Origin of the sequence: Micromonospora sp. NPDC002389, assembly GCF_040296095.1 — a bacterium.
Classification (GTDB): domain Bacteria; phylum Actinomycetota; class Actinomycetes; order Mycobacteriales; family Micromonosporaceae; genus Micromonospora.
In genome coordinates this window covers 23,368-44,515 of the sequence record NZ_JBEOWP010000002.1, presented here as the reverse complement: position 1 = coordinate 44,515, position 21,148 = coordinate 23,368, and the positions used below count along the sequence as shown (strand labels likewise).

Genomic DNA, 21,148 nt, shown 5'->3' with positions numbered 1-21,148 from the left:
GTAGCGCTAGGTCGATCGAGCAACGCTTTCGTGTCGGGCCCTACTGGTACAACGGGTGCGAGCGGGAGGACGTAGTTTGATGATCACGTTGAGTCGTGGGGACCTGCTGGCCGCCGACGTCGATGCGGTGGTCAACGCCGTGAACACGGTCGGCGTGATGGGCAAGGGCATCGCTCTCCAGTTCAAGCGCGCCTACCCGGCCAACTACGCCGCTTACCGGGCGGCATGCGCGAAGAACGAGGTCCGCCTGGGTCGGATGTTCGTTCACGACTCGACCCGTCCCGGCCCCCGCAGATACGTGATCAACTTCCCCACCAAGGGTCACTGGCGCGCCGACTCGAAGCTGTCCGACATCCATGCCGGCCTCGTTGACCTCGTCCGCGTCGTGCGCGAACGGCAGATCGCCTCGATTGCGGTCCCCGCTCTGGGCTGCGGCAACGGTGGACTGGCCTGGGCTGCGGTCCACCCGGTCATCGAGCGAGCCTTCGCCGAGCTTCCCGACGTGCGAGTGCTGCTCTTTGTCCCGGATGGAGAGCGAGAGACAACAGGCCCGAGAATTGGCAGGATCACCGGGTGACTGACCTTGAGCGGGGTGTCTACGAGCACGTCGTCACCCGTGAACTCGCCGATCGGCTCCAGCGCGTCGATCCCGCGCTGATCCAGCACGGGAAGCTCGATCCGGCTGACGCCCCGGACGCCCTGGCTCGCCACATCGCCACCCTGACGCACCGCGCCCTGCACGCCGTCGGCGGTGGCGACGACAAGCTTCACCGTCAGGTCGAGTTGGCTAACCGCATCGCTGACGCCATCGCCACCCTCAGCCCGCAGGCAGCCACCGTCGATGACCAGGTCACCGACGCGAAGCACCTGCTGCACGCCATCGCCGCACCGCCGACCCCGCCGGCCGCGCCCGCCTTCCCGCAGCGGCCCACCACCCCACTTTCCACCGGCGCACTGCTGGTCAACGGCCGGCACCAGCCGCGTATCGGTCACGAGGTCACCCACGAGATGGCCTCGGCAGTACAGGTGGACCTGCTCTGCGCGTTCATCAAGTGGCACGGTCTGCTCCAGGTACAGGGCGCCATCCGTGAGCTGATCGGCCGTGGCGGGCGGCTGCGGGTCATCACCACGACCTATCTCGGCGCGACCGATCAGCGCGCCTTGGACCGGCTCGCCGAACTCGGCGCCGAGATCAAGGTGTCCTACGAGACCCGGACGACCCGCCTGCACGCCAAAGCGTGGCTGTTCCGTCGCCACAACGGCATGACCACCGCGTACGTCGGCTCGTCGAACCTGTCGAAGACCGCGTTGATGGACGGCGTGGAGTGGAACGTCCGGATCTCGAACGTCGAGCAGCCGTACGTCATCGACACGTTCACCGCGACGTTCGAGGACTACTGGCACGATCCCGCGTTCGAAAATTACGACCCGGGCCAGGATGCGGACCGGCTGCGCACCGCCCTACGCGGGGAGCGTCGCGACGAGGCACCGACCGAGATCGCCAACCTGGACGTGCGGCCGTACCCGTACCAGTCGGAGGTCCTGGCTGATCTCGACGCCGAGCGCAAGGTCCACGGTCGGTGGCGGAACCTGTTGGTGATGGCCACCGGCACGGGCAAGACGGTGGTCGCGGCGCTCGACTACCGCCGGCTGCATCGGGAGAAGGCGGTCGACTCGCTGCTTTTCGTCGCGCATCAGGAGCAGATCCTGCGGCAGAGTGTGGCGACGTTCCGGCAGGTCATGGGGGACGGTAGCTTCGGCGAGACGCTCGTCGGGGGTCGGGCGCCGCAGAACTGGCGGTACGTCTTCGCCTCCATCCAGTCGCTGCACCGGCGGGAGATCGACCCCGAGGCGTACGACATGGTGATCGTCGACGAGTTCCATCACGCGGAGGCGCCGACGTACGCCCGGTTGTTGGAGCGGCTGCGTCCGCGCGTACTCCTCGGATTGACGGCGACGCCCGACCGCAGTGACGGCGGCGACGTGCGGCGGTGGTTCGATGGCCGCGCCGCCGTGGAGTTGCATCTGTGGGAGGCGCTGGAGCGGCAGTTGCTTGCGCCGTTCCAGTATTTCGGCCTGCACGACGATGTGGACCTGTCGCAGTTGGGGTGGAAGCGCGGGCAGGGGTACGACCCGACGGAGTTGGACGGCGTCTACACCGGCAACCATGCTCGGGCGCGGATGGTGTTGCGGGCGGTACGCGACACCGTGGACGTCGATCGGATGCGGGCGCTGGGGTTCTGCGTCAGCATCGGGCACGCCGAGTTCATGGCGGACTGGTGCAGCCGGCACGGTGTGCCGTCGGCGGCGGTGACCTCGCGGACGGGCCCCGCCGAGCGGCAGACTCTGATCAAGGGCTTGCGGGATGGCGCGGTCAGGGTGCTGTTCACCGTCGACCTGTTCAACGAGGGTGTCGACCTGCCGATGGTCGACACGATCCTGATGCTGCGGCCCACCGAGAGCGCCACGATCTTCCTTCAACAGCTCGGCCGTGGGCTGCGCCTGGACGACGACAAGCCCTGCCTGACCGTGCTCGACTTCATCGGCGGGCAGCACGCCAACTTCCGCTTCGACCTGCGTTGGCGGGCCCTGACCGGGGTCAGCCGCCGCGCCATCACCGAAGCGGTACGCGACGACTTCCCGTCCCTGCCGAGCGGCTGCCACATCCAGCTCGACCGGGTGGCCAAGGACATCGTGCTGCGCAACCTGCGCTCGGCGCTGCCCACGTCGAAGCCCGGCCTGCTGGCCGAGTTGCGCCAGCTCGGGGACGTGCGCCTGGCCGAGTACCTGCACGAGGCCGGCGTGGAGATCGAGGACGTCTACCGGTCGGCGAGCATCGGCGGGTGGACCGGGCTGCGGCGGCTGGCACGGTTGGATTCCTCATCGGGCGGACCGGACGACCGCGAGCTGGGCCGGGCGATCGGACGGATGCTGCACCTGGACGACCCGGACCGGCTCGACCTGCTGGCCCGGGTGGCGGCCGGTGAGCGGCCCGAGGCCGGACGGCTCTGGGACATGCTGCACTTCGACCTCTGGGGGCCGACCGCGCCGCTGACCGAGCGCGGGGAACGGCTGGCCCGCCTCTGGTCCGAGCCGACGCGTTGCGCCGAGCTACGCCAGGTGGCCGAAGTGCTGCGCGAGCGCATCCACCGGGTCACCGAGCCGGTCGACGGGCTGCCGCTGCGGGTACACGCCCGATACAGCCGCAACGAGGCGTGCGCCGCGTTCGGCATGCCGAATCCGGGCTCGCTGCGGGAAGGCGTGAAGTGGCTTCCGGACGCCCAGGCCGACCTCTTCTTCGTCACGCTGATCAAGTCGGCGCAGCACTACTCCCCCACCACCATGTACGCCGACCGGGCCGTCACCGAGTCACTGTTCCAATGGGAGTCGCAGAGCACCACGTCGTCGGCGTCGCCGACCGGGCAGCGCTACATCCACCACGCCGCACGCGGCTCCACGGTGCACCTGTTCGTGCGGGAGACCCGAGTGCCGGACCGCGACCTGGGTGCCCCGGCCTACCTGTACGCCGGGCCGATGACCTACCAGCAGCACACCGGTGACCGGCCGATGCGCATCATGTGGCAGTTGGATCATCCGCTCCCCGCCGACGTGTACGCCGCCGCCCGCGCCATCGCCGCCTGACCGATCGGCAAGGGCGTGGCAGTGCAGCTGCTCGACACGCCGTGCGCACAGTAGCTGCACTGCCACGCTCCACGCCGCCGCCCGCACTATCGCCGACCGAGTAGCTACCAGACGGGCACCACCTCTCGCAGCAATGCCCGCAGCCGGGTTCGGTCCCCCACGCTGGGAGATGCCTGCTTGAGACCAGCCGCTCCAGGTGCACCGAAGAAGCGGTGAAGGACAGCGGCGGCTTGGCGCCCGGTAACGCTGCCCGGCCAGTCTGCGACCCGCAGCCCGGCGGCGTAAGCAGCGTTGATGAGACGCCACAGGTCAACGGCGTCCTTCGCCGCAAATCGTCCACGGTAGGCGAGCGCCTTCAGGCAAAGCGCAGACGTCACATCCGGAAGCACGACACGTAGGCTCAGACCCTTACCGCTGGTGAGCTGGACGTGGGCCGTGAGTAACTCGGCAGGTCGATGCAGAGCGAGCACGAGGCCCGGCACCTCATCGACGACCAGATCGCCGTGCCGCTGGTTGGGCACCAACGAGTTCTGGTAGGACGGCGCAAGGATGTCGACCACCAGAGTAAGAAGCCCGTGCGGATCTTCGACCTCGCGGGCGAACCGGTTAGCCGCCTCCCGCGATGCGTAACCGCGCGCGACGAGCGCGGCCGGTAGGCGGGGGTCTGCGATGACGGTCGGCAGGGCGGCGAAGTCGGCGTCCGCCGTCTCACGCAGGGGCACCTGCTCAGCGACGCCATGCAGTGCGACGAGGAGGGTGACCATGTGACCGCCAACGATGCGGTGGTCCAGGTCCAGGGCCGTGGTGATGTCCGCCAGGTCCGCAAGGGTGAGGAATCCGGCGTCTGCTGCTCGGCTGGTGGAAACAAGCGAGACGGAACGTGGTTCCGCTGGGGCTGGCCCGTTCATGCCGCGCACCTCCGCCCATGGTGCTCGCGACGGAGCACATCCCAGACGCGTTGAGCGGCCTCGTCGCTGTCCGGGCCAGGCGATCTTTTTACGTCCCAGAGGATCTGAAGCGGATCGACGAGCGGAATGCCTGGCGGCGTCTTGCCGGACGGTGGCCACAGACCCGGGTCTCTCGGCACAATGAGTTCGAGCGTCGCCTCTTCCTCGCCAGCAGGAACGAAGCCTGCGGCCGCCAGTTCCAACCCCGTATGCGCATAGAGAATGGCACGGGTCGGGGCATGCCATGGGGCGATGATGTCGGCCGCGACATCACCCGAGACCACGACGTGAGTCGCATCGGCAGTCGCGGCAAACGCCTCGACGACGGTCCGGGCCTGCTCGACCACGGGCTCCAAGCCAAACCAATGGGTGCTGATGCCACCCGGCCCGGGATAGGTCGACAGCCACCACCGGATCGCCTCGTCGACGTCCCGCACGATCCAGCCACGCGACGTGCGGTGTACAAGGTCTCGGCCGGCCAGCGAAGCCAGCGCCTGGGAGACCCGAGGTTGGGAGATTCCGACGATGGCGGCCAACTCCTGCTGAGTGACGTATGGATGTTGGATCAGCCGGCGGACCAGGGTGAAGGTGCCCCATGGCACTCGACCGCGCGTGGCGGACCGCTTGGTCGTCTCGACCGGGGGCCGCAGCACGACTCGTTCCCCGTCAAGACACAGCACACCTGTCACTTTTTGTCCGGTATCGACCAGCCATGACCAGCCCGCCGCCGCGATTGCTTGCCGCACCGCTACCGTCGCCGCTGGAACGATGACCAGGCACGGGTTCGGATGGCGGCTGATTGAGGCGGCAACGGCGCTCGGGGTCAGTGGGGTCGGGGACGCGATGACGGTCAGCGTGGCGCGGGCTTTTCCGTAACGCATCTCGGCGCGGTCGGCACCGGTTGGCACGAGCGCAACACCCGCTTCAGTCAGCGCGCGCCAGACGGACTCCGATATAAGCATTACTCAGCCCCCTTAGATAAAACTTATACTCCCTCGTCGCCGCGCCCTCAGCCACATCGAGCACGACTCGCCGCCGTGCACGGTGGCGAGTCGTGGGCTCCAGTGCGGCACACCGGGTCGAAGTCGAAGGTGCGGGCGACCACCAACCGGCCACCGCCTGATCAACACGAGCACCTGCCGCGAAGAGCGTGGCAGTGCAGCTGTCCGACACGCCGGGACCGCAACAGCTGCACTGCCACGATCCTGCGCCCCCGCCCACCGGCCGCCCCAGCCCGCCGTCCGCCACCCCGCAGACAAGCACGCTTGACATCAACCATAGGTGTCAAGCATCCTTGACGTGACAAGGTTGCTTGACATCGGAGGTGCTGGTTGCGGAACGATCTCCGTGAGCTGCGGCAGGCTGCCGGGCTGTCCCAGCGGGAACTGGCCGAGGCCCTGAACGTCTCCCGGCAGACGATCAACTCGATCGAGACCGGCCGCTACGACCCGTCCCTACCCCTGGCGATCGCCATCGCTCGTCACTTCCACCGCCCCGTAGAGGAGATCTTCCATGTCGACTGAGGGCCGCGGCACCCCAAAGAATCACCACACGCATGAGGAGCACCACACACCTGAGGGCCACCCCACGACCGGAGGTCGCAGTGCTTTGCGGAAACTCTCGGTCGCCGCCATCCTGCTGGCAGTCGCTGCGCTGATCGTCGCCGTGGGCTTGCTGCTGCGGGAGCACGCGCCCGGCAACATGGGCGTCGGGTTCCTCCAGGGAGCGGCGGTCGGGCTGCTCGCCCTCCTGCTGATGGTGTGGCGGCTGAGCAAGCGACCGGACCGTGCCACGACGTTCGAGCGGGCCTGGTCGCAGACCGGGGACGAGCGCGACGACGCCATTCTGACCCGGGCCCTGGCCGTGCTGGGTCTGGCCGCGTTCCCGCTCACGTCGGTGGCGGCCATCGCCGTCGCGCTCGGTGCCGAGCCGAGCATGGTGTTCGCGCTGCTGCTCTTCGCCGAGATCGTCGTCGGCGGGGTCGCCTTCGTGGTGATCAACCGCCGGAACTGACCGGGCCGGACCCGTTACCCCGGGAAGCACGCTGGCCGTCGGGCACCGGGTCGTGGGTGCCGGGTGGCGTGTGTGCGGTGCAGCGTCGCAGCCGGTCTGCGGCCATCCGGCCACCGACCGCCAGGCCGTACCGTTCGACGGCCGCCAGGCCGTACGCGCTGCAGGTGGGGGTGAAGCGGCACCGCCCCGGCCAGCGGTGGGAAAGCCAGCGGCGATAGCCGAGGATGGCCGCCCGTCCGGAGTGGTCGGCCACCGGTGCCGGGATCACCCGCGCGGCTGCCGCGCCGACCGTCAACAGCATCGAGAACAGGGAACAGTGGCAGAAGGACAGGGCATCGCACCCCGCGTCGCTGCAGGTGTTTCCCTTCTTCTGCCGGCGCCCGGCGATCTTCGTCATGGCCACATCATGATCCTGCCGCGCCACCCGGCCGCGTCCGGGATTCGAGGGGTACGGGCAGCGGTCCACAGACGTATGTCGCGTCAGGGCTTGATTGATCGATGCACTTGTGCAAAGGATACGAAGACGCTCGATCAGCGTGCGTAGATCCATAGCCCCTGGTCACCCAGGGTTAAGTGGATCTGTCGGCTATGAGGAGGTTCTGTGGCTCGACGCCGCTTTGCGGGGATAGCAGCCTGCGCCATCGTCCTACCGTTCTTCGTCGTCGCCCAGCCGGCGGCGGCCAGTCCGAGCACTGCGGCGGCCCAGCCCGCTCCGGCGCCGGCAACCGGGATCGCGAGCGACGTCCGCGACCTCACCAGGAAAGACTTCACCTTCAACGGCAAGCCCGTCGAGGTGCGCCGGCAGTACCAGCCGCAGGCGCAGCGCAGGTCGGCGCAGGCCGCCGAGACGCCAGCGGTGGGTACGGTGCGGCAGTGGCTCGCGCTCGACGACTACCAGGGCGTGATCTATCTCAAGGACTACACGCTGCGCGGCGTGGGCGACAACATCGAGGTGTGGGTCGCCAACGACACCGAGTTCCCGGAGGGTGACTGCCGCCGGCAGATCGCGAACTCGACGGTGGTCACCGACGCGCAGGTGACGCGCCTGGTCGACGAGTTCGACAACAACATGTATCCGAAGTCGACGGACGCGTTCAGCACGCCGCCGGACCGTGACGGCAGCAACGCCCAGATCGACGGCGACTACACCGGTGCCGGCAACCGCACGGTGACCCTCGTCGACAACGTCCGGGACGACAACTTCTACGACTTCCCGGCCGCGCCGACGTACATTGCCGGGTTCTTCTTCTCGCTCTTCAACGAGCTGCTCGACCGCAACATCATGACGATCGACGCGTTCGACTGGGCGCACCGGACGGGCGTCAGCCCGCCGAACGAGCCGACCGACGACCTGTGCACCAGCCGGCCGGCGCGGCCCAACCTGTACGAGTCGACGTTCATCCACGAGTGGCAGCACCTGGCGCACTACTACACCGACCCGTTCGAGAGCATCCTGATCAACGAGGGGCTCTCCGACTTCGCCCAGACGCTCGGCGGTTACACCGACGCCTCGGCCCGGGTCGACCAGCCGGGCGCGGACAGCCACATCTACTGCTTCCAGGGCTTCGGCACCGTGCAGACGGACTACAACACGAATCCCCGGGACTGCGGTGGGCCGGAGAACTCACTGAACCTGTGGGACGAGGGCGGCAACCCGAACGCGGTACTCGCCGACTACGGCAACGCGTACTCGTTGATGTTGTTCCTCTACGACCGGTACGGCCTGGACTTCATCTCCCGGCTGCACCGCGACGGCGAGTCGCAGGGTCTGGCCAGCATCAAGGCGGCGCTCGCCGCCGAGGGGGTGAACGACCTCTACGGCGTGATTCACGACTACCAGACGATGAACCTGGTGGACCGGATCGTCGGCAACTCGAAGCTGGGTGTGATGCTCGGCCGTGACAAGCGCAAGGTCACCACGGCCAGCCTGAACGCCACGGTGAACCTGGCCAACCCGGCCACGCACGCCACGCCGGGCGCGGCACCGAACGGCGCCGACTACGTCCAGTTGCGCAAGGCGAACGGCAAGCCGCTGGGCCGGGGCGATCTGCGCTCGATCAGCTTCAAGGGCGCCAAGACGCTCCCGTCGGTGCCGCTGGCCTGGACGACGGTGACCAACGACCCGGACCGTCCGGGCAACGCGGTGCTCTGGTCCGGCAACGGCAACAGCACCGACGCCGCCGCCGTGACGCCGGTGAGCGTACCGGCCGGCAACCCGACGCTGACCTTCCTGGCCAAGTACGGCGCCGAGGCCGGCTACGACTACGGCTACGTCAGCGTCTCGACCGACGGTGGCAAGAGCTACACCGCGATCGAGGGTGACAAGACCGTCGCCGGGCCGCTCGGACCGTCGCTGAACGGCACCACGGCCGGCTTCGAGCCGCACTCGTTCGACCTGTCGGCGTACGCGGGGCAGGACATCCTGCTCAGCTTCCGCTACGTCAGCGACGGCGGGGTCAACGAGGGCGGTCTGCTGGTCGACGACATCACGGTCGGCGGCACGCTGGTCAGCGACGGGTCGAACCTGGACGCCTTCGACTCGCCGTCGCAGGTCTACCCGACGCCGGTGGCGAACTGGAACGTCCGGTTCGTCGGCTTCGACGAGAAGCTCCGGACGGCCGTGCAGTTCGAGGTCGACGGCAAGACCAACTTCACCCTGGGGGTGGTGCAGACGGCGCTGCTCACCGCCTTCCCCACGGTGGTCGCCATCGTCGCCTACGACGAGCCGACCGAGCAGGTCACGCAGTACGCGCCGTACCAGTTGACGGTGAACAAGGTCGTGCAGCCCGGCGGCGCGCCGCTGAGCTGACCGATCCCCGCTGAGGACTCCCGGTGCCGTGCTCGCGGCACCGGGAGTTCTGCGTCCGGGGACTGTCGTCGAACGGTGAGCCGACCCGTACCGGGTAGATTGCCCGGATGGAGCAGCGCCTCAGCCTGATCACCCTCGGCGTCACCGACCTGGCCCGGTCCCGGGCCTTCTACGAGCGGCTCGGCTGGCGGGGCCAGGAGGTGGAGCGGACGGTGTTCATCCAGGCCGGCGGGATCGCCGTGGTGCTCTGGGCCCGCGAGTCGCTGGCCGAGGACGCCGGTGTGGACGCGGAAGCCGCCGGTGGATTCGGCGGGATCGGGTTGGCGCACAACGTACGCGAGCGCGACGAGGTGGACCGGGTCCTGGCCGTCGCCGCCGAGGCGGGCGCGGTCATCACCCGGCCGGCCCGCGAGACGTCCTACGGCGGGTACGCCGGTTACTTCGCCGACCCGGACGGCCACCTCTGGGAGATCGCCTGGAACCCGGGTTTCCCGATCGCCGAGGACGGGACGATCACGGTGCCGGACTTCGGGCCACCACGATGACCATGCCCTGCGTCTGCTCCTCGGTCAGCATCTGGCGCCAGCCGTGTTCGAGTTCGGTGTCGGTGAGCGGCGGCCGGTCCGCCGTACCCTTGAGGGTCGGCGCGAAGACGTCGAGGATCTGATCCACCTCCGCCGGCACCGGATTGTCCCGGGCGTACCGCCGCAGTTCGAGATAGGTCCACATGCTGCTGTACTTCACGTGGTCGGTGATGTCGGTGACCTCGTCGAGCACGATCCCGGCCTGGGCGGCGATCTCCGGGTAGTCCTCCGCGCCGATCGGGGACGCTGCGACCCGCCAGGAGTCGTACACCTTGGCCAGGGTGTCGTCGCCGCGCCCGTGCAGGCCCTCCCGGACCGTGAAGTCGGTCAACACGATGCGCCCGCCGGGGCGGACCACTCGGGCGATCTCCCGCAGCGCCCGCACCCGGTCGGGCACGTGCATGATCGACTCGAACGCCATCGCATGGTCGAAGGAGTCGTCGGGAAAGGGCAACGCGGCCATGTCGGCCTGGTCGAAGCGCACCCGGTCGGCCACCGACTCGGCGCGGGCCAGTTCGTTGGCCAGGCGTACGTCCTGTTCGCTGACCGAGACCCCGACGATCTCGGCACCGGCGATCTTGGCCATCCGTACGCCGGGTCGACCCAGCCCGCAGCCGGCGTCCAGCACCCGTGCGCCCGGCCGCGCGGCGACCCGTTCGATCATCATGTCGGTCAACCGGACGCTGGCCGTGGCGAAGTCACTGTCGTCGTCGGGCCCGGTCCAGTAGCCGTGGTGCATGGAGCCGCCCTGGACCCGGGCGACGATGGAATTCACCTGGTCGTAGAACGCGCCGACGGATTCCGGTGTCGGCCCTTCGAGGTCAGTGTGCACCGCTGTCACCGCTTCCTGCTCGTCGAGGAGTGCCGGGTCGGACAGACGGGGGCGGAATTGCCCGGCGAATTCACGATCACCGGCTCATGGGAAATGCAGATTCCGAACCGTTGCAGACGTACCGGAATTCACCACTGTCCGATTCCTGATTGACGTCGCGAGTGGCGGGATCACCGCACCGTTCGCTCCGCCCCCGAGCCGGAGCCGGTGGCCGGACACGCGGACCTCACCTGCGGCAACAACGGGTGAGCGGCACCTCGCGTCCGGATCGCCGTCGGCGCGGCGAGGACGCGTCATCCCCTTTCCGGCGGGAGCCGAAGGGCGACTCCGGCCGATGAAAGAGGAAGGGGAAACAACGTTCAGTAACGTCACTGTAACCGGGGCGTCTCAACCGGTCAAGCAAATGAATATAGCGGCAATCCTGCCTTTGCTTCGCCTTCCGAATCCGCCCGTCGATCTTGGACTTGTGGTCGGCGGTTCGCCCCTTATCCGAGCGTTTGGAGATACCACAACTCCATGATCGACGGGCGCGCACGGCGGGCGCGGCGGGGCCGCGGGGCGGCGGGAGGGTGGGGCGGGCGGGGGCGGTGGGTCAGGGGCGGTGGGGGCGGGCCAGGGTGAGTACGACCAGCAGCGAGCCGGCCGCCGCGCCGCTGACCACCACGGCCATCGGCACCGCGCTGCCCTCGCCGCCGAGCCCGACCAGCGGTGCGGCGCCGGCCGCGATCACCGCCTGGAGGCCGCCGAGCAGGGCGGCGGCCGTGCCGGCGTGCGTGGAGTGCCGTTCGAGGGCGAGGGCGGTGCCGTTGGGCATCACCGTGCCGAGCGACCCGAGGAAGAGGAAGAGTGCGGCGACGACCAGCGGCAGGGCTCCGAGCAGGGCCCCGACGAGCAGGCAGAGCGCGGAGAACAGGCCGAGGCCCAGCCCGCAGATCAGCAGCGGTCGGGGGTCGTAGCGGTCCAGCAGCCGGGCGTTGAGTTGGCCGACGGCGACGAAGGCCAGCGCGTTGAGGCCGAAGAGCAGGCTGAACGCACCGGCGGAGAGGCCGAAGACGTCCTGGAGGACGAACGAGGAGCCGGAGAGGTAGGCGAACAGACCGGCGAAGGCGAGGCCCTGGGTCAACGCGTACCCGAGGAAGACGCGGTCGGCGAGCACGGCGCGCCCGGCGGCGGCGGTCGCGGACAGGCCGCCGGTGTTGCGGCGTCCGGCGGGCAGCGTCTCCGGCAGCCGCCACGCGACGGCGGCGACGAGCAGCACGCCGACCAGGGCCAGGGCGAGGAAGATGGTCTGCCAGCCGCCGAAGCCCAGCACCAGGCTGCCGAGCGCGGGAGCGGCCATCGGGGCGATGCCGAAGATCAGGACGAGTCGGGAGAAGTATTTCGCGGCGGCGCGTCCGCTGTAGAGGTCGCGGACGACGGCGCGGGCGACGACGGTGCCCATGCCCCCGGCGAAGCCCTGGGCGAAGCGGAGCGCGGCGAGCGTCTCCGCCGACGGCGCGAACGCGCAGGCCAACGACATCAGGACGTACGCGCCGATGCCGATCAGCACCGGCAGGCGGCGCCCCCAGCGGTCACTGAGCGGACCGGTGACGAGTTGCCCGATGGCCATGCCGACCAGGCAGGTGGTCAGGGAGAGCTGGATCTGCGCCTGGCTGGCGGACAGGTCGCGGGCCATCTCGGGGAACGCCGGCAGGTAGGTGTCCAGCGACAGGGGCCCGATCGCGGTGAGCGCGCCGAGCAGCACCAGCAGACCGATCGCGGCCCGGCCGGTGGGTGCGGCGACCCGTTCCGGCTGCCCGACTGTCGGCGCGGTGGTCTGCGACATCGTGGCCCCCTCGGCGGTCGGTTGCGCCGGGCTACGATAGCTCTGCTTACAGAGTTATTGCCGTGGAGAGGGCCGTTCTGTGACGGAAGAGACGCTCGGGCAGCTCAGCGGCGCCCTGGGCGACCTGCAGCGGGTGCTGCGCCGGACGGCCGCCCAACGGACCGGCCGGGTCGCGCTGCCGGACGCGCAGGTGGAGGTGCTGCGCCTGGTGCAGCGGCAGTCGGGGGTCAGCGTCCGGGAGGCCGCCCAGCGGCTCGGCACCGCCCCGAACACGGTGAGCACCCTGGTCGGCGAGTTGACCACCGCCGGTCTGCTGAGCCGCGACCGGGATCCGGTCGACCGGCGGACCGTCCGGCTGACGTTGACCGACACGGCGCGGGAGCGGATCGCCGCCCACGAGCAACACCGGCGTGACCTGCTCGCCGCCGCGCTGGCCGGGCTCGACGCCGCCGACCGGGAACGACTGCTCGCCGCCGCACCGGCCCTGTCCCGCCTGGCCGACCTCGCCGCCGAGCAGCGCTGACCCGCCGAGGAGCGCTGAGCCGCCGAGGAGACCGGCGGGTCGTGGGCGGACCCGCGCCCACGTCCCGCCGGAGGCGTCAGCCCCAGACGGTCCGGCGGACACCGCCGTGCGTGCCGCACGCGCGCGGGCTGCCGCCGGCCAGGCTGACCTTGCCGTCCTCGCACTGCACCAGGTAACCCCGACCGTTCCAGAACCCGGGTACGCAGTCGAAGTGCTCGCACACGTCACGGGCCGGCTCGCGGATCCGCTCGCCGCCGCAGAAGTCGTACCCCATCGGGTTGACCGGGGCACCGCACCGCCGCTCCGGTGTCGGCGCGTCCCGCCCTGGCGCGGTCGAGCCGCTGGCGCGGGGCGTCGTGGACGCGCCGGTCGCCGCGACCGGCGCCGGAGTGGCGGCGACCGCCGTGTCCGTGCCGGCCGGGTCCGAGCCGGAGTTCGCCAGCGCCACCGGCACCATCACGGCCAACGCGGCGGCGACCACGGCGGTCCGCCGACCACCGGGGATCAGCGCCGACAGCCGGGCCTGCCCGGGGGTGGCGATGCCCGGTCGGGACGGGCGCAGCCGGGCGTGCTCGGCGATCAGCTCGTCGAGCTGCGCGATCACAGTGGCACGTTGCTCGATCGCGTCGGCGAACGCCAGGGTGAGCACGAAGCGGAAGTCGGGTGCCGCGTCGGGAGGCAGCAACACCCCGGAGCCGCGTCGGCGGTCCAGCACCTGCATCAGGGTGACCGGCGCGTGCGGGTCGTGCGCCAGCCCGGTCATCCGCGCGTACGCCCAGTCGCGGCGTCCCCGCCCGCCGAGCAGCACCAGCCGACGGCTGGTGACCACGGCCATGCCGGCGTCGGTGGCCCGTACTCCCTCGGGGAGTCGTTGGCGGAGCCGGCCGATCTGCGGGGCCACGGTCAGGTCGGGAGCGGGCAGGACGGCGTTGTGCCGCACCTCCACCAGTTGGGCGGCGGGTACCACCCGCAGCACCACCTCGTCGGCGTCCAGTTCGAGCGGGAGGCCGTGGCCCGCCGTGGCCGAGCCGTGGCACTGCTCCGCGAGCGTCCGTAGGCGGCGTAGCTCGTCGTCGCGTCGTCGCCAGTCCCCCTCGGCGCTGCGGAACGTCCGCAACCGGCGCTCGTTCTGCCGGCGCGCCCACCGGTACCGCCATGTCGAACCCGTCGAATCAGTCCTTGCCACGCCGACTCCTTCGCCGCGCAGGCCACCAACCGCAGGCCACCTAAGTGGGGTGTCACAGTGTTAACGACCCCAGGAACCACCATGGACACGGCCAAGAGCGGGTGAATTACCCGATCGGTGGACTAATAAGGACAAGATGGTGGTTTCGCTGCGTGGCCGGATGGCGACGTGCGGGTGACTGTGACGCCACCGGCGACGGTGACGCCAATCAATCGAGCGGGTGCGCCGGACACCCGCCCGCCACGGACACGGCGACGCCGAGGTCCGGTACTACGTCAGGGAATGCGAGATGAGCCACGCACCACCGCGCCGCAGGGATCGACACGTCGTCGACCGGCTGCTCGACGGCGACCCGGTCGCCCTGCGCCGGGCCGGCCGGCTCGCCGCGCCGCTACGCGCGGCCCGCGCCCCGGCCCGGCGGGACGAACTGGCGGGCGAGCAGGCGGCGGTGGCGGCCTTCCGCGCTGCCGTCCGCCGCCCGCCCGCTCCCCCGCTCAGGGGGACTCGACCGAGTTGATCCGGAACTTGTGCACCTCTGCACCGACGATGGCGACCTGCTGGTCCGGTTCCGGACCGGAACCGCGAAAGTCCAGCAACTGGTCGTCGGACTCCCACCGCTCGTAGACGTTGATCCGCCCGGGCTCGACCACGTCCGGGCTGATCGAGAAGTCGACGCAGCCGGGCGCCGAGCGGGCCGCCCGCACGATCTCCGCGCAGGTGGCCAGGTAGTCGTCCCGCTCGGCCGGATCGACGTAGAGCGTGCCGGCGACGATCAACAACGGTGCCTCCGGAGATCGTGAGGGTCGAACGATGTCAGTCATCCTCCCCCGGCCCACCGGATTCCGCCCGGCAAACCCCTGCCCGCCGGCGTCAGGCCCGGCTGATCGCGTTCGCGTGGATGGCCTCGGCCAGGTACGCGGTCAGTCCCGGTGCGATCGCCTCGTAGTGGGCGGTGAACCGCTCGTCGGCCAGGTACATGTCGGCCAAGCAGGTGTGCATCTCGTACGAGCACTCGTAGAACGACTGGCTGATCTGCCGGCGGTGCTCCTCGGCCAACTCCCGCGCGGCCGGTCCGTCGGCCGGTGCGCCGGACTCCATCAGCGCGACGATCCGCCGCCCCCAGTCCTCGCTTTCGGCCTTGATCCGCGCCCAGTCCTCCTTCGTGTAGCGCGACACGCGCCGGTTCGACTCCCGGTACGCCTCGGTGCCACCCCAGCGCTGTTCCGCCTCCTCGGCGTGCGCCTCCGGGTCGAAGTCCCCGAACACCTCGAACCGCTCCTGCGGGGTCAATCGGATGTCCAACTTGCTCGCCTCCATCGCGAACTCGATCGCCGCGACCATCTCCTGCAGACGCTTGATCCGTACGGTCAGCAGTTCGTGCTGACGCCGCAGGTGCGCCTCCGGGTCGCTCCCCGGGTCGTCGAGGATCGCGGCGATCTCTTCCAACGGGAACCCCAGCTCGCGGTAGTAGCGGATCACCTGCAACCGCTCCAGGTCGGCCTCGGAGTAGCTCCGGTAGCCCGCGCCGCTGCGCCCGCTCGGCGACAGCAACCCGATCTCGTCGTAGTGGTGCAACGTCCGGACCGTCACCCCGGCCAGCCGGGCCACCTCGCCCACGCGGTACGCCATGGTTCCCTCCCTTCCTGGGAACCACGCTCCCGCCTGCCGCTACGTGAGGGTCAAGTCCGATTCTGCGGCACCGGTCACACGGGGCGGGTCGGACCGGCCAGGACGGTCCGCAACTCGGCCAGCGCCGCCGGGCGGCCGTAGCGGTAGCCCTGCCCCTGTAGGCAGCCGATGGCGGCCACTGCGTCGTGCTGCCGCTCGGTCTCCACCCCCTCGGCCACCACGCCGAGGTCGAAGGCGTCGGCCAGCCGGGTGACCATCTCCACGGTCGCGTACGCCCGCGCGTCGTCGGGGATCCGGGACACGAACGAGCGGTCGATCTTCAACTCGGTGGCCGGGATGCGGTGCAGGTAGCTCAGCGACGAGTACCCGGTGCCGAAGTCGTCGATGGCGATCCGGATGCCGAGTTCGCGTAGTTGCCCCAGCCGGTCGAGCACCGCGTCGCTGCCCTCGATCAGCGCCGACTCGGTCAGCTCCAGGGTCAGCGCCCGGGGCGCCAGGCCCGCCCCGGCGGTGGCCTCGGTGACCGTGGCGATCAGGTCCGGCCGGCGCAGGTGCGCGGCGGCGATGTTCACCGCCACCGTCGCGCTGGGTACCCGGTCCTGCCAGGTGGCCGCCGCCCGGCACGCCTCCTTGATGACCCACCTGTCGATCGGCAGGATCAGCCCGGTCTCCTCGGCCAACGGCAGGAACCGGGCCGGGCTGAGCATGCCCAGCCGAGGGTGCCGCCAGCGCACCAGCGCCTCGGCGCTGCGGACCGCCCCCGTGGCCAGGTCGACGATCGGCTGGAACTCCAGGTGCAGTTGCTCCTCGTCGACGGCCCGCCGCAGGTCGGCGATCAACTCGGCCCGGCTGACCGCCGACTCCCGCAACGCCGGTGTGCTCCGCCGGTACGCCGACTTGCCCGCCGCCTTCGCCGCGTACATCGCGATGTCGGCGTCGCGCAGCAGGTCGGTGTAGGAGATGTGCTGCGGCCCGTACTCGGCGATGCCGATGCTGGCCGACGGGTGCACCCCGACCAGTTCCTCGCCGGGCGAGGGTTGCAGCGCGGCCAGCAGCCGCTCCGCCAGGCGTTCCGCCTCGGCGGGTGGACTGCCGGTGACCAGTACGGCGAACTCGTCGCCGCCGATCCGGGCGATCATCCCGTCGTCGCCGACGGCGCGCCGCATCCGCCGGGACAGCCCGGTCAGCAGCGTGTCACCGGTGGTGTGCCCGAACCTGTCGTTGACCTGCTTGAACCCGTCCAGGTCCAGCAGGAGTACGGCGACCCGGTTCGTGCCGAGCAGCGCCGCGCGCAGCCGACGGGTGAACGCCAACCGGTTGGGCAGCCCGGTGAGCTGGTCCTTGTAGGCGAGTTGCCGCAGCCGACCGACCAGCCGCAGGTTCTCGTTGGCGGCCAGCCCCTGCCGCAGGGCGAGCGTGGCCAGCAACGCCAGCAACGCGATGAAGATCGGTTGCGGGATGTAGCCGTCCGGCCGGCTGGCCCACACCACCGCCACGATCGCCCCGCCCACCGGCAGGTACGGCAGCGCCACCCGCCACCAGGGCGGCAACGGTGACTCGGCCGCCTCGTCGGGATCGGCCCGGTAGCGGGGTGGCCCGAGCCGGGTGGCCGCCGCGATCAGCAGGTAGCTCAGTGGCCAGAGCACGTCGACCAGCCGGCCCGGCTGGTAGGTGCCGGCGGCCACCAGCGACACGTACGCGGCGTCGCCCACCGCACGGACGGTCAGGCTGGCGCCGAGCACCGTCAGCACCGGCCACACCGGTCGGCTCGGGCCGATCACCGCGACCAGGATGGTCAACTGCATCAGGTCGAACATCGGATAGAGCAGACCGGCGGTGCGCAGCGGCTCGTCGAGCTCCGCCATCGCGACGTTGCGGAAGATCAGCATCCAGCCGACCGGGATCAGCGCCAGCCCGACGATCACCCCGTCGAGCAGCGTCCGGACCCGGCCCACGGTGGTCCGCGGGGCAGTGACCGAGCAGAGTAGGGCCGCGGTGCCGGTGACCAGACCGGCGACGAAGAGCAGCCCGACCGGCAGCGTGTGCGGCAGGTCCTCGCCGACCAGCCGCAGCGCCGTCCACAGTGCCCGGCCGGCCATAGCCAGAGCCATGGTCGCCGCCAACAGCAGCCAGAACCGACGTACCATCGGCTGCCGGCGGGCGGCACCCAGGCAGGCCGCCCCGGCCAGACCCGCGACGACGAGCGCACCGAGGTCGCTGACCAGCGCACCGGCGGGCAGCTTCAGCAGCAGCCAGACCGTCTCGACGCCCACGACCAGACCGGCGGCGAACAACCCCGCCCAGCCGACCCGGTCCCGCCCGGGCCACCGCGCGGCAGCCCGCCCGACGTCCTCTCGCGACACAGCGCTCGCTCCGGCTCTCTCTCGTACGTGCACGCGTTCATCCACAAACATCTTCACGTACGGTGACCACCCGGCACCCACGACCCGCCGGGCGGCGTGAAAGGAAGGGACCCTTTCTAACGCCTGGTGTATAGGAAGGGACCCCTCCTTACACCTCGGGCGGGTCGAGGGTGGGCGGACCGCCGTGGGTCCACGGGGTCTCCGCCACGGTCGGGAACGTGCCGCTGGGCACGAACGCCTCGCTGAGTGTGGTGTAGCAGAGCCGCTGCCCCACCTCGGGCACGCTGCCGGGGCTGGCGGTCAGCCCCCGACCCATCCCGCCGGAGAGCTCCAGCACCACCTCGGTCTTGCCCTCGGCGGTCGGGGTCACGAAGACCACTCGGGCCTTCTGCCCCGGTCGGGCCGGGTTGCACAGACTCGCGCCGACCGGCACCAGCACCGGTTCGGTGGTCACCAGTTGGATGCGGGGGCGCAGCACCGGTCGGCGTCCGGTGTCGTCCACCCGCGTCGGGTCGGCCAGCACCACCTCGCCGACGAACGCCTCGCCGGTCAGCCGGTACTCCGCCATCACCAGCGGGTCGTCGTAGGCGCGCTGCACGGCGTAGCTCGCGCCGGCCCGTTCCAGGCGGTGCAGCCGGGTGGCGGCGGCCACCGCACCGTCGCGGCTGGGCTGCGGCGCGCCGCCCTCGTCGACGTGGTCGGCGTGGGCGGTGAAGGCGTCCCGGTCTCCGGTCCACCGGCCCGCCACCCGCGCGCCGGGCGGCAGCGCGCGCAGCAGCCCCAGGCCGCGCCACATCAGGTCCCAGGTGGGCGTGAGCTGGTCGCGCAGCAGCCGCTCCAGCTCCGCGTACGCCTCGGCGCGAGCCGAGGAGTCCGCGTCGGCCTCGGCGTACGCCTCGATGGCCGGGGCGAGCAGCCGGTTGTCGAAGTCGGGATCGGTGGCCGGTCCGGCGGGCGGGCACACCGTAGGGTCCTCGGCCCGGGCCGCCGCCTCGGCACCGGTCAGCCCGGACGGCGGGGCGATCCAGCCGAGCAGCGCCGGCAGGTGCAGGTCCTCCACCGCGCTCTGCCCGGTCGCCCAGTGCATGCTCAGGGCCTGGGTCAACGCCAGCAGCGTCGACGAGCCGGGATGCTCCGCACGTTCGGCGAGGAAGGTCAGCCAGCGGCCGAGCAGCGGCACCGACGCGGGGACCGGATAGTCTCCGTCGACGCGGCGGAACCGGGTGGCGCGACCGAGCAGCCGCAGGAATGTGACGCCCGCCGGGTTCGGCACCACCAGTTGCGGGGCGTCGAGGTATCGCTGCCGGACGTCCTTGCCCCGGTCGACCGCGACCGTCTCGGAGCCGAGGCGGTGCGTGTCGATGTAGGGCAGCAGGATGTCGGCCAGCGCGGCGGCGAACCCGAACCGCTGCTCCCGGTTGCGGGGCTGCGGCACGACGAGCAGGTGTCCCCGGCCCGGTGCGGTGCCGACCATCGCCGCCAGCGGGGCGTTCGCCTCTCCCGCCATGGACAGCGGCACCAGCACCAACGGCCGGGCCGACAGGTGCACGTGCCGGACGGTGGCCACCGGCTGGGCCACCCCGGCGGCGACCGCCTGCGCCGCCGCGAGCGCGCGCAGCGTACTCATGCCGGTGCTCCGCCGGGCGCGGTCCGGCCGCGCGTCGGCCCCCTCACGCCGACCCGGCCAGGGCCTCGGCGCGCAGGCGGGCGGCGGTCCGCAGCAGCGCGGCGGCCTCCTCCTGCTCCGGGTCGGTGGCGGGTTCGCCACCGGCGAGCGCCAGGACCCGGTCGACGTCCTCGATGCCGCCGAGCGCCTCCCGCACCGGGCGGCCGAGCGCACCGGTGTGCCCGCCCGCCTCGTGCCGGCAGAAGTAGGCCAGCTCGCAGGTCGCCAGGCAGTCGGGGGCGTAGCGGGCCGGCACCCCGCCCAGCGAGGCGAGCAGCGCCGACGGGTCGGCACCCGGGTCGGCGGTGAAGTCGGCCGGTACGTCGTCGAGCAGTGTGTCCAGCCGATCCATCCGGTCCAGTTGCCGGCGTACCACCAGCAGTTGCTTGCGCACGTCGATCAGGTGCGCCACCGGCTGGTTGGTGAAGTCGCGCGGACACACCAGCACCACCTCCTGCGACACCGACTCCGGCGGTTGGCCGGCGGCGACGAGCAGGTCCCGCAGAGCCAACACGTACACCGCGGACTGGATCGCGGCGGCGGCCAGCTTGGCCGGGTCGGCCTGGCCGTCGATCACCGGGAAGGACTTGACCTCGACCACGTGGAACCGGCCGCCGAGCCGGGCGGCCACCAGGTCCGGCTCCAGGTGGACCCGCTGCCCGGCGACGTCCAGGGCGAGCATCGGGTGGTCGAACAACGCGGCCGAGTCGTCGGGACCGTCCGGCGCGGCGGTCAGGAGCGCGGCCGAGCGTCGCTGACGGGCCGCCATGTCGTCGCCGTCGCCGAGCGCCGTCCACCGCGCCGAGGTCGGCACCGGTACGCCCAACCGCTCGGCGACCAGCCGCAGCAACTCGGCGCCGTCGTCGGCCTTCACCTGCGCCTCGAACGCGTTTCCCCGGGTGATGGCGAACCGGGACTGCCCGAACCGGGCGGGGAAGCCGATCCGCTCGGCCAGCAGCGGCTTGTCCACCCCGGCCCCGTCCAGCACGGCCCGCCGGGTGCATCCCGGGTTGCCGGTCAACGCGGCGATCGTCCGGGCGTTGTGCCGACGCGGGGGGATTCCACCACGGATCGCGGCCAGTCGCTGCTCGCTGCTCGTCACGACAGGCCACGATAGCCGCGCCGACCC

The 21,148-nt window shown here is 70.9% G+C and carries 19 protein-coding genes; 8 read left to right on the top strand and 11 right to left on the bottom strand.

From position 1 onward, the window contains the following. The first annotated feature begins 79 nt into the window (after positions 1–79). Complete coding sequence (locus ABT008_RS03355; RefSeq protein ID WP_350693265.1) at positions 80–577, top strand: macro domain-containing protein; 498 nt, start codon at positions 80–82, stop codon at positions 575–577. Then, on the top strand, positions 574–3,642 hold the full coding sequence (locus ABT008_RS03350; RefSeq protein WP_350693263.1) for a DEAD/DEAH box helicase: 3,069 nt from the start codon (positions 574–576) through the stop codon (positions 3,640–3,642). Before ABT008_RS03355 ends, ABT008_RS03350 begins: the two co-directional genes overlap by 4 nt. Before the next feature lie 104 nt (positions 3,643–3,746). On the opposite strand, the gene ABT008_RS03345 is transcribed toward ABT008_RS03350, so the two are convergent. Beyond that, a complete protein-coding gene (locus ABT008_RS03345) occupies positions 3,747–4,550 on the bottom strand; it encodes a hypothetical protein (RefSeq protein WP_350693262.1) in 804 nt (267 codons plus the stop codon). Next, on the bottom strand, positions 4,547–5,551 hold the full coding sequence (locus tag ABT008_RS03340) for a MarR family transcriptional regulator (RefSeq protein ID WP_350693260.1): 1,005 nt from the start codon (positions 5,549–5,551) through the stop codon (positions 4,547–4,549). Before ABT008_RS03340 ends, ABT008_RS03345 begins: the two co-directional genes overlap by 4 nt. A 369-nt stretch (positions 5,552–5,920) precedes the next feature. Here ABT008_RS03340 and ABT008_RS03335 point away from each other — a divergent pair, with 369 nt between their 5' ends. After that, the gene (locus ABT008_RS03335; protein ID WP_350693259.1) at positions 5,921–6,112 is read left to right on the top strand and encodes a helix-turn-helix transcriptional regulator; all 192 of its coding nucleotides are present in this window, start codon (positions 5,921–5,923) and stop codon (positions 6,110–6,112) included. An 85-nt stretch (positions 6,113–6,197) separates the two neighbouring features. Continuing rightward, on the top strand, positions 6,198–6,602 hold the full coding sequence (locus tag ABT008_RS03330; protein ID WP_350693257.1) for a hypothetical protein: 405 nt from the start codon (positions 6,198–6,200) through the stop codon (positions 6,600–6,602). Here ABT008_RS03330 and yidD read toward each other — a convergent pair. Next, the gene (gene yidD, locus ABT008_RS03325) at positions 6,586–6,999 is read right to left on the bottom strand and encodes a membrane protein insertion efficiency factor YidD (protein WP_350693255.1); all 414 of its coding nucleotides are present in this window, start codon (positions 6,997–6,999) and stop codon (positions 6,586–6,588) included. The genes ABT008_RS03330 and yidD overlap by 17 nt on opposite strands. A 204-nt stretch (positions 7,000–7,203) precedes the next feature. Here yidD and ABT008_RS03320 point away from each other — a divergent pair, with 204 nt between their 5' ends. Together ABT008_RS03320 and ABT008_RS03315 are read left to right on the top strand one after the other, a co-directional pair. Next, positions 7,204–9,411 (top strand): choice-of-anchor J domain-containing protein, encoded by a 2,208-nt coding sequence (locus ABT008_RS03320; RefSeq protein WP_350693254.1) that lies wholly within the window; start codon positions 7,204–7,206, stop codon positions 9,409–9,411. A gap of 107 nt (positions 9,412–9,518) precedes the next feature. Next, on the top strand, positions 9,519–9,956 hold the full coding sequence (locus ABT008_RS03315) for a VOC family protein (RefSeq protein ID WP_350693252.1): 438 nt from the start codon (positions 9,519–9,521) through the stop codon (positions 9,954–9,956). On the opposite strand, the gene ABT008_RS03310 is transcribed toward ABT008_RS03315, so the two are convergent. Further along, a complete protein-coding gene (locus tag ABT008_RS03310) occupies positions 9,925–10,827 on the bottom strand; it encodes an SAM-dependent methyltransferase (RefSeq protein WP_350693251.1) in 903 nt (300 codons plus the stop codon). The genes ABT008_RS03315 and ABT008_RS03310 overlap by 32 nt on opposite strands. A gap of 592 nt (positions 10,828–11,419) precedes the next feature. Beyond that, positions 11,420–12,652, bottom strand: a complete 1,233-nt coding sequence (locus ABT008_RS03305) for a multidrug effflux MFS transporter (RefSeq protein WP_350693249.1) — start codon at positions 12,650–12,652, stop codon at positions 11,420–11,422. 79 nt (positions 12,653–12,731) lie between these two features. Here ABT008_RS03305 and ABT008_RS03300 point away from each other — a divergent pair, with 79 nt between their 5' ends. Then, positions 12,732–13,175, top strand: a complete 444-nt coding sequence (locus tag ABT008_RS03300; RefSeq protein ID WP_350693247.1) for a MarR family winged helix-turn-helix transcriptional regulator — start codon at positions 12,732–12,734, stop codon at positions 13,173–13,175. Between the two features lie 76 nt (positions 13,176–13,251). Here the strand turns inward: ABT008_RS03300 and ABT008_RS03295 are convergent, their stop codons facing one another. Beyond that, positions 13,252–14,361 (bottom strand): hypothetical protein, encoded by a 1,110-nt coding sequence (locus ABT008_RS03295; protein WP_350693245.1) that lies wholly within the window; start codon positions 14,359–14,361, stop codon positions 13,252–13,254. A 289-nt stretch (positions 14,362–14,650) separates the two neighbouring features. On the opposite strand from ABT008_RS03295, the gene ABT008_RS03290 reads away from it, so the two are divergent. Further along, entirely contained in the window at positions 14,651–14,878 is a 228-nt protein-coding gene (locus ABT008_RS03290; protein WP_350693244.1) for a hypothetical protein, read from the top strand. Here ABT008_RS03290 and ABT008_RS03285 read toward each other — a convergent pair. From ABT008_RS03285 to ABT008_RS03265, 5 genes are all read right to left on the bottom strand, one after another. Beyond that, positions 14,856–15,182, bottom strand: coding sequence for a putative quinol monooxygenase (locus ABT008_RS03285; protein ID WP_350693242.1), 327 nt, complete (start codon positions 15,180–15,182; stop codon positions 14,856–14,858). The genes ABT008_RS03290 and ABT008_RS03285 overlap by 23 nt on opposite strands. Positions 15,183–15,231: 49 nt before the next feature. Then, positions 15,232–15,990, bottom strand: coding sequence for a MerR family transcriptional regulator (locus tag ABT008_RS03280; protein ID WP_350693240.1), 759 nt, complete (start codon positions 15,988–15,990; stop codon positions 15,232–15,234). 74 nt (positions 15,991–16,064) lie between these two features. After that, the gene (locus ABT008_RS03275; protein ID WP_350693239.1) at positions 16,065–18,353 is read right to left on the bottom strand and encodes a putative bifunctional diguanylate cyclase/phosphodiesterase; all 2,289 of its coding nucleotides are present in this window, start codon (positions 18,351–18,353) and stop codon (positions 16,065–16,067) included. 148 nt (positions 18,354–18,501) lie between these two features. Beyond that, the gene (locus ABT008_RS03270; RefSeq protein ID WP_350693237.1) at positions 18,502–19,980 is read right to left on the bottom strand and encodes a hypothetical protein; all 1,479 of its coding nucleotides are present in this window, start codon (positions 19,978–19,980) and stop codon (positions 18,502–18,504) included. 43 nt (positions 19,981–20,023) lie between these two features. Beyond that, the gene (locus tag ABT008_RS03265) at positions 20,024–21,121 is read right to left on the bottom strand and encodes a hypothetical protein (RefSeq protein WP_350693236.1); all 1,098 of its coding nucleotides are present in this window, start codon (positions 21,119–21,121) and stop codon (positions 20,024–20,026) included. Positions 21,122–21,148 lie beyond the last annotated feature (27 nt).